A 12,400-nucleotide genomic window follows, 5' to 3' on the forward strand; every position below is an offset into this window, starting at 1 on the left:
CCTAAACGATCTATCTTCCACCATTGCGGAATTTTTGTGTATACGTCTTAACATCCTGAGCGTTCTTGACCCGGTTACGGGCCCATTCCAGCAATATCCGGTCGATATAACGAAAATGAACCTTCCCCGCAAATACGGATTCCTTGAGTGCTAATAGAATCAGCTCTTCAGGATATCGGTCTTGATCCACCCAGCTGGAAATCGTCTCACATTCCATTGGAGACAGCGGGCGCCCGAATTCCTTCTCGAAAATACTGAATAGATTCCGGCTCTCCTCTTTATCTCCAAGTGAAGAAGGAGATGTGGGGGGAGTTCCGAATCCTCCACCTGACGCAGCAGCCCGGGGAGCTGATGTTCCATATGCTCCCTTGTCCTTATCTTGCTCATTTTCTTGTACAGCTGTCGCAAGATAAGCACCTAGCTTTCCATATAGCCCTGAGAAATTGTAGCGTTCATAATGGATATCTCTTAGCTCATCGTTGTCTCCATCGATGCTAATGAAACCTTCCTTCATGAGCTTCTGCAATTCTCCGGCTAGAACGGAAATGCTACGACCAGTTACAACCTGAAGCTCCTCCAGAGAAGGGAACTCAATCCCTTCTACTTGCCTGAAGGAGAGCAGATGAATCAGCAGCATGGCTTCACTTCCGCTTAAATTCAGCTTCCGGTAATACTTCAGTAAAGCGTAAGGTATGACGGCCATTCCGTTCTCCAGACCGAAGGAGACGCCTTCGCTCCAGGTACTCCATGTCTTGCCGTCCATGTGCTTCCCCCTTTGTTCAAATCCTAAGAACTTATGGGTAGAGGCGGTACAGTGTACGTGGGAATGGAATAGTCTCACGTACATGGTCAAGACCACAGATCCAAGCTACAGTACGCTCAAGCCCAAGTCCAAAACCGGAGTGAGGTACAGATCCGTAAGTACGCAGATCCATGTACCATTTATAAGAATCCATCGAAAGATTGTGCTCTTTATAACGCTCTTCAAGCAGTGCAGGATCATCGATCCGCTGTGAACCCCCAATAATCTCTCCATAACCTTCAGGAGCGATCATATCAGCACACAGTACGACTTCAGGACGATTTGGATCCGGCTTCATGTAGAACGCTTTGAATGAAGCAGGATAATGAGTAATAAATACAGGTTTATCGTATGCTTCAGCGATTGCTGTTTCATGAGGTGCACCGAAATCATCACCCCAAGCAATATCTTCAAAGCCTTTATCATTCAAGAACTTGATCGCATCGTCATAAGTAATGCGTGGGAATGGTGCTTTGATATTCTCCAGCTTGGAAATATCGCGGCCTACCGCTTCCAACTCCGCACGGCAATTCTTCAATACGGATTGCACTACGAAGCTAATAAACTCTTCCTGAACCTTCAAGCTTTCTTCATGATCTGTGAAGGCCATTTCCGGCTCGATCATCCAGAACTCGATCAAGTGGCGACGAGTCTTAGATTTCTCCGCACGGAAGGTTGGTCCAAAGGAATATACACGGCCCAGTGCCATAGCTGCAGCTTCCATGTATAACTGTCCGCTTTGGGTCAGGTAAGCATCCTCATCGAAGTATTTCGTGTGGAACAAGTTAGTAGTTCCCTCTGCTGACGTTGGCGTCAGAATCGGAGGATCCACCTTTGTAAATCCGCTCTCGTTGAAGAACTGTTGAATTGCCCGGATAATCTCCGCACGAATAACCAGAACAGCCCGCTGCTTCGAGGCACGGAGCCAGAGGTGACGGTGATCCATCAAGAAATCAACGCCATGCTCTTTCGGAGTAATTGGATAATTCTCTGTAAGGTGCAGAAGTTCAATTCCGGTAACAGTCATTTCAAAACCGGATTGACTGCGAGGCTCCTCACGAATAATACCAGTCACATACAATGAGCTTTCCTGCGTGAGGCTCTTAGCTGCGTCCCATACCTCTTCAGGCACTTCTGATTTCACTACAACTCCCTGAATATAACCTGTACCATCGCGAAGCTGCAGGAACTGAATTTTACCACTGGAGCGCTTGTTGTTTACCCAACAACCGATAACAACACTTTCTCCAACATGTTCATTCACGTTCTTGATTACACTCTTGTTAGCCATGCCTTCAATCTCTCCTCTAATTTAGCCGTTAATTCCTTGCACAATACGGTTTGTATCACGTGCGATGACAAGTTCTTCGTTAGTCGGAACTACAAGCACCTGCACTTTGGAATCTACCGTAGAGATACGACGCGGGTCGCCGGAGCGAACTTTGTTAGCTTCAACATCCAACTCAATACCCAGGAACGTAAGGTTATTTAGCAGTTTCTCACGTAGCAATGAAGCATTTTCACCAACACCAGCAGTGAATACGATAGCATCTACACCGTTCATAGCAGCCGCATAAGAACCGATATACTTGCGCAAGCGGTACTCATACATTTCAAAAGCTAGCGTGGAATTAGGCTCACCTTTTTCCATACCCTCAATAATATCACGCATATCACTGCTTACGCCCGAAATTGCTAGGAGTCCACTATGTTTGTTCAACATGGAGTTAACTTCTCCTACGGACAATTCTTCCTTATTCATCACGTAAGGAACAATTGCTGGATCAAGATCACCACTGCGAGTCCCCATCATCAAACCTTCCAGAGGAGTCATACCCATGGAAGTATCCACAGACACTCCATCTTGAACTGCAGTTACGCTACCTCCGTTACCGATATGACAAGTAATGATCTTCAGATCTTCCAACGGACGCTCCAAGTACTCCGCAGCAGCTTTGCTTACGAAGTCGTGTGATGTACCGTGTGCGCCATACCGACGAACTTTATATTTATTGTACAGTACTCTAGGAATCGCGTACATATAAGCTTTTTCAGGCATTGTTTGGTGGAATGCAGTATCGAATACAACAACCTGCGGTACACCCGGCATATTTACTTCAGAAGCCGTAATCCCCATCATTGCTGCTGGGTTATGCAGTGGTGCAAGGTCAAACAATTGACGAATTTTAGTCTTGGCATCAGCGTCCACAAGTGCGGAAGCTTTGAAGAATTCACCACCATGTACTACACGGTGACCCACAGCATTGATTTCTTTAATGGATTCAATAACGCCATGCTCTTTATCCGTTAGGCAAGCTAGAACTTTACGAATCGCTGTGTTATGCTCCAAAATTTCACTTACTTCTGTTACTTCAGCTTTACCAGTAGGTTTATGGTTCAGAATGGAGGAATCCATCCCGATACGTTCCACCAAACCTTTAGCCAAAACGGATTCATCAGCCATATTGTACAATTGATATTTTAAAGAAGAACTACCGGAGTTAATTACTAGAATATTCATATACGGTCACCATCCTTGTCGTACTGGAAGAAGCCTTCGCCTGATTTCATACCCAATTGTCCTGCACGCACCATCTTCTTAAGGATCGTGGAAGGACGATATTTCAGCTCACCATATTCACGGAACATATTTTCAAGTGCAGCAAGAACCGAATCCAGACCGAATCTGTCAGCCATTTCAAGCGGTCCATATTGGAATTGATAACCAATACGCATAGCATCGTCAATATCCTGTGCGGAGGCAACGCCTTCTTGCAGCACGTGCATAGCTTCATTGATAAACAAGCAAATGAGGCGTGATGTTACAAATCCTGGGGATTCATAAATCATTACACCTTTTTTCTCAACAATTTCATCAACAAAGGATTTTGTATCTTCAAAAGTAGCATCTGAAGTTTTCAGACCGCGTACAATTTCAACAAGATCCACTTTAGCTACAGGGTATATGAAATGCATTCCGATCACGCGTTCCGGATACATTGTAGAACTTGCAAGTTCAGTCAAGCTAAGTGTTGACGTATTGCTGGCAAGAATAATGTGGTTTGGACATACTTGATCCAGTTGATTTAATATTTTTTTCTTTTCTTCTAAATCCTCAACGATTGTTTCGATAACCATGTCACAAGAGCTCAGCTCTGCGAAATGTGTCACTTTTTGAATGCGGCTAAGAATCAGCTTCTTCTCAGCTTGAGTGATCGCCCATTTCTCCAGTTGCTTATCTAGACTTGTCTCGATCATTTCGTAGGAGTAGTCCAGTTTCTCAGGGGTTTTCTCCACCAGCAATACATCCAGGCCCTTGGCTGCCAGCATTTCGGCAATCCCTTGTCCCATTGTGCCACCGCCGATGACACCAATTTTCTTGAAATTCATAAAAAAGTCTCCATCCTTTCAGGTATCTATACTTTTGTATTGTACCTTGTCTGTCGCAAAAATTTATAAAGCCCGACATATAATGATATCTTAGCATGCCTGAAAAGTAAAAAAAAATAACCAGCATAAATATTTATGCTGGTAAACGCACGCTGTCACGAAATTGACATCGAAATTGCTCTCCAGAGAGCACTTCTTCCTTCATTAAAATGTCAAGGGAGTAATCAAATACATTTCGTTGCTTTTCAAGGTGGTCGTGAGTACGCACCATCAATTCATCCAATATTTTACTGTTTTCCTTCATAAGCTCTTCGGTGGTAACCATTTCCAGCTTGGCGATACCCAACGAAGTTAATCCGGATTTCATCATGGTTTCGACAATATTCAGGGCTTGATCAAAATCGCCACGCGAACCAGTGCTTCGTCCGCCATAATACATTTCTTCTGCAGCCGCTCCACCAAGTGCGATCATAATCTGATCTTCGAGATAATCTTTGGTGTACAAATACTGCTCTTGCTGAGGATTGTGACGTACATAACCAAGGGCTTGCCCCCGCGGAGTCAGCGTAACCTGACTAACACTTCCCGGACGCAGCAGCTCTGCCATAATGGCATGTCCCAATTCGTGGATCGCCACCCGTTTTTTCTCTTCGTGGTTAGTTTCTCTGTCCGTTTTTTCCCCCATCATAACCTTGTCAATCGCCATCGACAGATGCCGCTGCTCAACCTCTGTCAATTCCTCACGCATCATATAAATTGCTGCCTCATTCATAACACTTTCGAGCTGAGCACCGGAAAAACCATAGGCTTCTTCGGAAATTTTGTCGAGGTTCACATTTACATGAAGCGGCTTATTTTTGGCATGCAATTCGAGAATCGATTTACGGCCTTTTTTATCAGGCATGTCGACTTGAATATGACGGTCAAACCGTCCAGGACGCAGCAATGCTGAATCAAGCATTTCTTTACGGTTAGTGGCTGCTACCAGCAGAATGCGCGGCGTTTCGTTGTTATAGATCCCGTCCATCTCGGTCAACAGCTGATTCAAGGTCTGATCATATTCTCGCTGCTGTCCGCCTTCACGCTTACCGCCAATTACGTCAATTTCATCTATGAAAATAATAGCGCTTTGCTTGTTTTCCTTAAGGGCGCGGGTACGGGCATCCTTAAACAAATCGCGAATACGGCCGGCACCGACACCTACGTACATTTCTACAAACTCACTGCCTGATGCTGCCACAAATACAGAGTTCGTATAATGTGCTGCTGCTCTAGCCATAAGGGTCTTACCTGTTCCTGGAGGGCCTGTAAGCAGAATCCCTTTCAAAGGCCGAATCCCGAATTTGCTGATTTCCTCATGCCGGATCAGAAAATCCAACGCTTCACGAAGCTCCTGCTTTGCATTGTCTTGCCCGCCAATTTCTTCAAAAGTAAGCTTTGAAGGTCCATCCTTCTTGCGTTTCTTCCCGGCACCTGCATTTACCGCAAGTCCGCCTCTTAAATGAGCAATGATAAGTAAAGCCGTGAGCATCCCAGCAGCAATTACAATCGGGAATATATTAATGCCTAGAAAAGCCATAAAAATAAACAAGACAGGAACAAATCCGATTAGAATTTCTTTAAGGTATTTAGGCATTATTCCATACCCCCAATGTCGCAGGTTTGCGCGGCAAAATAATAAATTTGCTTTCTTTTCCATTACTTAAGCTTACATAGACATTATTGTCGTCAATTTCTGTTGAGGCTATCACATTTTTATATTGCGGATATTGCGCTTTGAGTCCATCAAGTTCTGTGGGTATAAGTGTATATTTACGGCTCTCCATGGCTTCAGCTACAGAGAACATCGCTTTATCCCAGTATTCATCCAGCAGTTCACTGGAGTTCTGTTCTACATCAAGTTTCAGTGTACGTCCATCAATCATCGATTTTCCTTCTTTAGAGACGTACTGAACCAGTTCACGTAATTTCGTGCCTGGCTGGAGATCAAGTTTCAAAGTGACCTCATTGCGGTTAATACTGATATGAGAATCATTGACGCCCTCATATTGAGATACAATCTTCTGAAGTGGTTCCTGCATTGCAAACTGACGATACAAAAAGAAGCCACCAAACAATAGAGTAGCCGACAGTAGAGACGTTATCAGCACAGGTACAAGACGTAATTTCAAGAAACGTCCTCCTCTCAAAGATGACAAAATATAAAGCTCAGTATAATAATTTATAGCTACTTGAGAGCTCATCAGAGAGACTGAAGTCTCTTATTGCTGTTCTAATTACAAGTAGTAGTATATCACAGGTGTATATACTAATTTCAAAATAAATGTGAATATATTTAAAATTTAATTTTTTAAATATTTCCATCAATACCAAATATATTCCTCGTTTTCGACAAAACCGGCCTTGATTTTTAATCAATCGGCCTATTTTTGTATGTGAATTTAAGAGAATATTCGGTGATAACCACCCATTCAGTATATCACTTAGTATATCACTTTTGTACATCAAATAAATGTAAACAAGCGAACTTATAATAAGTTCGCTTGTTTACATTGCCACCCTTAATTTCCTTATGTTCGGCTTAACTTTTAGGTAAACTGTAACCTTCACCCATTCGGGACCCATCCGAAAACCGATAAAATTGATAATAATACCGACCGCTCTGTTTATAAAAAAGCTGCCAAGCATACTCTCCGTTATATACTCCCGGCAGCAAGCGTTCAATCGTTATGTCCGGAAGATCAGCTTTGATAATGCCGCGTATTTGGGCTTCTGAGGTTCCTTTACTTAGTTCCTCAGCAAACACTGCGTCGTCGCCTTCAGCAAATTTTCCATCTACCGTAAAGCGGACCCAGACCATAAGAGCAGTCCCGGCTTCATTTTTTCCTGTTAAAACCCAGTACACTGCATTTTCATCCCAAACCGATTTTTGTGCTTTGGTTACCTCTGTTAGACCCGCTCTGGTTTTGGCAACATCCTTGGCGATATCCCGCTCGTTCCATTGATCTTTCATAATATAGGCATAGAACTGGATAAGTCCAAACCCCAGGAGCAGAATCAGAACTGACCCCAGGAGGATCCATTTTTTCCTTTTCTTCAAGGTACAGCTCCCTTTCTAGTAATATATCTTTTTTGATTATATAACACACCCGCGTGTTTATCCAAAATTTCATAATTTTCTAGCTTTCCCAGCCTTAAAATGTACAAAAGGCCGCAACTTTTGCTAAAAGCAAAAAGTCGCAGCCTATTATTTATTCGTTATTCTCCAGACTTAACGCTTCAATAAACCTTCGAAGGCTTCTTGCGCTTTACGCCGGATAGCTTCCTCATCCAGGGTTAAGCATTGTCCATGCTTGATGACCTGTTTACCATTCACCCACACATGCTCAACATCCTTAGCGCTAGCAGAGTAAACTGCATGAGACAACAGATCTGTGTGTGGCAGCAAATGCGGCTGATCTATATCAATTGCAATGAAATCAGCTTTCATCCCAACAGCAAGTCTGCCTACATTATTTAAAAAGATGGACTGGGCGCCATATTCTGTAGCCATACGTAGAGCTTCTGGAGCTGGAACAGCCGTTGGATCACCGCTGACACCCTTATGAATGAGAGCTGCAAGCCGCATCTCTTCAAACATATCCAAGTTATTGTTGCTTGCCGCGCCATCCGTGCCAAGAGACACCTTCACACCAGCTTTTAGAAGATCAGTAACCCGAGCCACTCCGCTAGCCAGCTTCAAATTACTGCCCGGATTATGAGAGACACCCACATTATGGCGAGCCAAGATCTCAATCTCTTCATCATTTAAATGAACACCATGTGCAACTATCGAGGGACGTGTGAACATTCCAAGATTCTCTAAGTGAGCTACAGGACGCAACCCGTAATCCGCCACATTTTGTTCCACTTCACGTTTCGTTTCGGACATATGCGTATGCATCGGTAAATCCAGATCATGCGCTGCCTGCACGAACTTAACCAGGAAGTCCGGAGGGCAAGTATAAGGGGCGTGCGGTGAGATCATAGTAGTAATTCTACCGTCAGCCTTTCCATGCCAGTTACGGGCAAAAGAAATCGCTTCCGCAAGCTTGTGATTCTGTACATCCTCTGGACATAACCCGATCACACCACGCATCAATACGGAACGGATACCTGATAACTCAGCTACCTCAGCTACTCGGTCCATGTGATCATACATATCGAGGAAGGTCGTAGTTCCACCCTTCAGCATTTCCAATACAGATAAGGAGGTTCCCCAGTATACATCATCACCGGTGAACTTTTCCTCCATCGGCCACATTTTCTCCTGAAGCCACACTTGTAGCGCTAAATCATCTCCATATCCACGCAGCAAAGACATCGCCGCATGACCATGTGTGTTTACAAGTCCAGGCATGAACAGCAGACGGCTGCCATCAACCACTTGCACTCCAGCTTCCATCTGAGGCTCTTCTTTTCCTATGTAAGTGATTAAATCATCTTCAATAGTCATATATCCACTCAGAACCGGCTCATCCGTTCCCGGAGTCAGAAAATACCCGCCCTTAATTATCGTTTTATTGTTGTTCATGTTCGCTTTCTTCCTTTCCATCCCGCAAGTAATAAGCAAGACTTTGCAGATCAGTTGTAAAATCAGCTGCATGCACCCGGATATTCGGTGGTGTCTTCAGAATCACAGGGGCAAAGTTCAAAATTGCTTCAATCCCAGAAGAAATGAGAATATCTGCTACATTTTGAGCTTCTGAATCAGGTACGGTAATAATGGCAATGCGAATACCTTGCTCACGAATCGTGCTGCCTAGTTCATCCATCGGTTGCACAGTAAGGGAGTTGATCTTACGTCCAACCTTAGGAGCGTACGAATCAAATATAGCCGTGATTTTCATAGTATCTTTGAGATATGCATTGTAATTAGACAAGGCATGTCCGAGATTACCTGCCCCTACTAAAGCTACATTAAGCTGTTGATCCAGCTTCAGAATATGACGGATTTTCTCAATAAGATACGTTACATCATAGCCGATACCTTTTCTGCCGAAGTCACCAAAATACGCTAAATCCTTACGAATCTGTGCGGGATTAAGATCAAGCTTTTGTCCAAGTTCCTGAGAGGAAACTGTTAATATTTCGCGATTCTGGAGATCATTCAAAAAACGCAAATACACAGGTAGTCTGCGAACAACGGCTTCTGATATTTTATCCGATTTCATATTTTTCCTCCTAAAAATAGTAATGTTCTTGTGAAAATCCATATTCTAACGTATACCTCTCCTTATTAAGGGCGGTACTGTAACTTACCGCCCTTAAGGATAAGGAGGAGCTAAACTGAAGACGAGCATTTTAAGAAGCGCCGCCATCCTCTAGCCATTCCGCTATGCGGGGGACCATTTGATCAGTCAGCATATGCTCCATTTTGGGACCAGGCAATGAATAAAGGAAATACTTCCCGTAATGAGATTCAATAACCCTTGTATCATAAACAATAACTATTCCGCGATCCTGCGCCGTGCGAACCAGTCTTCCGAATCCCTGCTTAAAACGAATAACCGCTTGAGGAACAGACAATTTCATGAATGGATTCTTCTTCTGAGCCTGCAATAACTCCGACTTCGCTTCCGCCAACGGGTGATTCGGCGGTTGAAACGGAAGTCTCACGATGGCCAGGCAAGTCAGTGCTTCACCTGGAATATCTACACCTTCCCAGAAGCTGCTCGTCCCCAGCAGAACGGATGCTGCACTGTCCTGAAAGCGGCGGATCAGCTTGCTCCGGCTGCCACCTTCCACGCCTTGACCAAGCACCGTAATCTCTTGTGAGGCCAAAGCCTCTTTAAGCGGATCATATACCTGACGCAGCATTTTATAAGAAGTAAACAGAACCAGCATCCGCCCACGTGTTGTTTTGGCAGCTTCTGCTAACGACTGTACGAGTGTATCGACAAATCGAGCATCGCCCACACTGCCCTTCACACTAGGAAAATCACGCGGTATAACTAGCAGCGCCTGCTCGCGATACTTAAAGGGAGATGGAAGGAGTGAGGTCATTAGACGTCCCTCTTCCGCAGCTTCGTTAAGTCCGAGATTATCAATCATAAACTGAAAAGATTTATCTACAGACAGCGTCGCCGAGGTAAGCACGATGCTTTTTTTCTTATCGAAGAACAACTCTTTAAGCTGGCTGCTAACATCCACAGGGACGGCATACATCTGCAGTGATTTGCTGCGGTAATTTCCATTTGCCTCCAGCCAATATACTACATTATCGTCATTCAGCCCCATAAAGAATCTTACTTGCTCACGTATGGAAGCCAAATCCTTAAATAAACCGCTAATATCAGTAACAAGACTGTCTGCTGAGGATTGGCTTTCCTGGTCACGCATCTCATTAAGCATTTTATCACCCTTACGGATGATGGCGCTTAACGTCAGATTCATAGTGTTCTCAAGCGCAACTAATTCATCCCAATCCTTCGGCTTACGGGCAGGAAGCAAACGCATAACCAGTTGCCCCGCTTCCCCTGCTGCTGCATCACTGCGTTCCGGCAAAAGGCTGAACAGCTTGTCGCTGAGTGCATCCCAGGTTTCTTTGACGGTAAGCAGATCCGGGTAGATCCGATCGATGACTCCGCTCCATTCTGAAGCCTCTTCACTGCCTGACGACTGTAAGATCTGGCGCAGAGCAGGAAGCTGTCCGTTTCGGCTATCTTTATACAGTCGCGATAACGTGTGTGCCACAGTGAAATGCTTCATATGCATGCCAAGATGTTTACCAGCCACATCTTCTAAATGATGTGCTTCATCAATTACAAGATGCTCGTAAGCCGGAAGCAGCTGGTGCCCAGCTTTAACATCTGCGAATAGCTTGGAATGGTTCGTAATAACCACGTCAGCAATCCCAGCTTCATGCTTGGCCCTATGATAATAGCATTTGCGGAACCACGGGCAGGAACGGCCCAGACAGGAATCGGTATCGCTTGCCACCGTCTCCCAGAAATCACCGCCCCGGCCGCTTAAATTCAGCTCTTCATCATCCCCTGATTCACTTTGAGTGAGCCATACGATCATCTGAGCTGCAGTAAGCGCATCTTCCCTTGGGCTTATAAAGTCCTTTTTATTAATTTTATGCTCAAACTTACGCAGACACAAATAATGTCCTCTTCCCTTAAAAATAGCAGCTTTAAACGGAAAAGGAACTACCTGCGTTAACAAAGGGATATCCCGCTCGCGCAATTGATCCTGCAGATTAATGGTATGAGTGCTGACCATGACTTTTTCATTGGTGCGAACGCTTTGATAAATGGCAGGCAACAAATAACCGAGCGATTTACCGGTTCCTGTGCCCGCTTCGATCAGTAGGTGTTTGTCTTCGGCAAGTGCCGTCATCACCTCATTGATCATAATATCCTGAGCTTCCCGGCTTTCATACTGCGGTAATGTGTCTTTAAGTCGTTTGGTTACTTCGTCCATATAATCAGTAAAAGATAAATTCGCTAGCGGATTCTCAGCATGCTCATCTCTAGGTGGCGCTAACTCCGTCCAGTCTCCTACTGCAAGCGCTAATTGACGATAGAAAGTCAGATCACCTTCGGGCTGTAGCGTCTCCGCTTCCCGCTCTCGCAGCAGACCATCAAAGTACCAGCCCAGATCACTATCCTCTTCGGTAAACAGCTCACAGAGTCTCTGGATCGTAAGCAGCGGCAGCTCGTAGAGCTCCTCCAGACATTTCAACAGCACTAAAGCAGTCGCAAGTGCATCACTATCTGCCTGATGCGGACGATCATGTGTCACTCCAAAATGAGCACTGACAGAGCCTAGCTGATAAGATGTGAGCGAAGGAAAGCAAATTTTCAGAAAATCAATCGTATCCAAAATCCGCCCTTGAAATGGCAAATAACCACAACGATCTAAAGCATTTTGTAAAAAATGGAAGTCGAAAGCGACATTATGCCCTACAAGCACAACATCATCCAAGAGCGGAACTAGCTCCATCATCATCTCATCCAGCTCAGGCGCATCCTTCACATCATCATCGGTAATCCCCGTCAGACCTGTTATAAAAGGAGGAATCGGCGTTCCGGGCTTGACATAGGAACCATATACCCGGGAGATGGACCGGTCTTCTTCTATAATTGCAAGGCCAACCTGGATAATTTCACCCACGGATTGGGTTCCTGTTGTTTCAAAATCAAGCACGGCAAATTTCATTAT

The 12,400-nt window shown here is 44.6% G+C and carries 10 protein-coding genes; all 10 read right to left on the bottom strand.

The window, feature by feature from the left end; all coding sequences use genetic code 11:
- Nucleotides 1–10: 10 nt before the first annotated feature.
- Nucleotides 11–763 (bottom strand): DnaD domain-containing protein, encoded by a 753-nt coding sequence (locus tag PODO_RS19855; protein WP_038572407.1) that lies wholly within the window; start codon nucleotides 761–763, stop codon nucleotides 11–13.
- 31 nt (nucleotides 764–794) lie between these two features.
- Nucleotides 795–2,093 carry an asparagine--tRNA ligase gene (gene asnS / locus PODO_RS19860; RefSeq protein WP_038572408.1) on the bottom strand — a complete coding sequence of 433 codons (1,299 nt, stop codon included), beginning with the start codon at nucleotides 2,091–2,093 and terminating at the stop codon, nucleotides 795–797.
- A gap of 21 nt (nucleotides 2,094–2,114) precedes the next feature.
- On the bottom strand, nucleotides 2,115–3,323 hold the full coding sequence (locus PODO_RS19865) for an acetate/propionate family kinase (RefSeq protein WP_036676305.1): 1,209 nt from the start codon (nucleotides 3,321–3,323) through the stop codon (nucleotides 2,115–2,117).
- Complete coding sequence (locus tag PODO_RS19870) at nucleotides 3,320–4,192, bottom strand: 3-hydroxyacyl-CoA dehydrogenase family protein (protein WP_036676304.1); 873 nt, start codon at nucleotides 4,190–4,192, stop codon at nucleotides 3,320–3,322. Before PODO_RS19870 ends, PODO_RS19865 begins: the two co-directional genes overlap by 4 nt.
- Nucleotides 4,193–4,325: 133 nt before the next feature.
- Entirely contained in the window at nucleotides 4,326–5,828 is a 1,503-nt protein-coding gene (locus PODO_RS19875; protein ID WP_038572410.1) for an AAA family ATPase, read from the bottom strand.
- A complete protein-coding gene (locus PODO_RS19880) occupies nucleotides 5,821–6,363 on the bottom strand; it encodes a hypothetical protein (RefSeq protein ID WP_036676301.1) in 543 nt (180 codons plus the stop codon). The genes PODO_RS19875 and PODO_RS19880 overlap by 8 nt, the downstream gene beginning before the upstream one ends.
- A gap of 410 nt (nucleotides 6,364–6,773) precedes the next feature.
- Nucleotides 6,774–7,292: a cell wall elongation regulator TseB-like domain-containing protein gene (locus PODO_RS19885; RefSeq protein WP_036676299.1), complete on the bottom strand. Its 519-nt coding sequence runs from the start codon at nucleotides 7,290–7,292 to the stop codon at nucleotides 6,774–6,776.
- Nucleotides 7,293–7,463: 171 nt separating this feature from the next.
- Nucleotides 7,464–8,765 carry an amidohydrolase gene (locus tag PODO_RS19890; protein WP_038572411.1) on the bottom strand — a complete coding sequence of 434 codons (1,302 nt, stop codon included), beginning with the start codon at nucleotides 8,763–8,765 and terminating at the stop codon, nucleotides 7,464–7,466.
- Entirely contained in the window at nucleotides 8,752–9,405 is a 654-nt protein-coding gene (locus PODO_RS19895; RefSeq protein WP_036676294.1) for a redox-sensing transcriptional repressor Rex, read from the bottom strand. The genes PODO_RS19890 and PODO_RS19895 overlap by 14 nt, the downstream gene beginning before the upstream one ends.
- Nucleotides 9,406–9,535: 130 nt before the next feature.
- Complete coding sequence (gene dinG / locus PODO_RS19900; protein WP_038572412.1) at nucleotides 9,536–12,397, bottom strand: ATP-dependent DNA helicase DinG; 2,862 nt, start codon at nucleotides 12,395–12,397, stop codon at nucleotides 9,536–9,538.
- Nucleotides 12,398–12,400 lie beyond the last annotated feature (3 nt).

The organism is Paenibacillus odorifer (assembly GCF_000758725.1).
GTDB lineage: Bacteria > Bacillota > Bacilli > Paenibacillales > Paenibacillaceae > Paenibacillus_AQ > Paenibacillus_AQ odorifer.

Excerpts from the sequence above, each read along its gene's own strand:
- PODO_RS19890 (WP_038572411.1), bottom strand. The coding sequence starts at position 8,765 with ATGAACAACAATAAAACGATAATTAAGGGCGGGTATTTTCTGACTCCG.
- PODO_RS19895 (WP_036676294.1), bottom strand. The coding sequence starts at position 9,405 with ATGAAATCGGATAAAATATCAGAAGCCGTTGTTCGCAGACTACCTGTG.
- PODO_RS19870 (WP_036676304.1), bottom strand. The coding sequence starts at position 4,192 with ATGAATTTCAAGAAAATTGGTGTCATCGGCGGTGGCACAATGGGACAA.
- dinG (WP_038572412.1), bottom strand. The coding sequence starts at position 12,397 with ATGAAATTTGCCGTGCTTGATTTTGAAACAACAGGAACCCAATCCGTG.
- asnS (WP_038572408.1), bottom strand. The coding sequence starts at position 2,093 with ATGGCTAACAAGAGTGTAATCAAGAACGTGAATGAACATGTTGGAGAA.
- PODO_RS19875 (WP_038572410.1), bottom strand. The coding sequence starts at position 5,828 with ATGCCTAAATACCTTAAAGAAATTCTAATCGGATTTGTTCCTGTCTTG.
- PODO_RS19855 (WP_038572407.1), bottom strand. The coding sequence starts at position 763 with ATGGACGGCAAGACATGGAGTACCTGGAGCGAAGGCGTCTCCTTCGGT.
- PODO_RS19865 (WP_036676305.1), bottom strand. The coding sequence starts at position 3,323 with ATGAATATTCTAGTAATTAACTCCGGTAGTTCTTCTTTAAAATATCAA.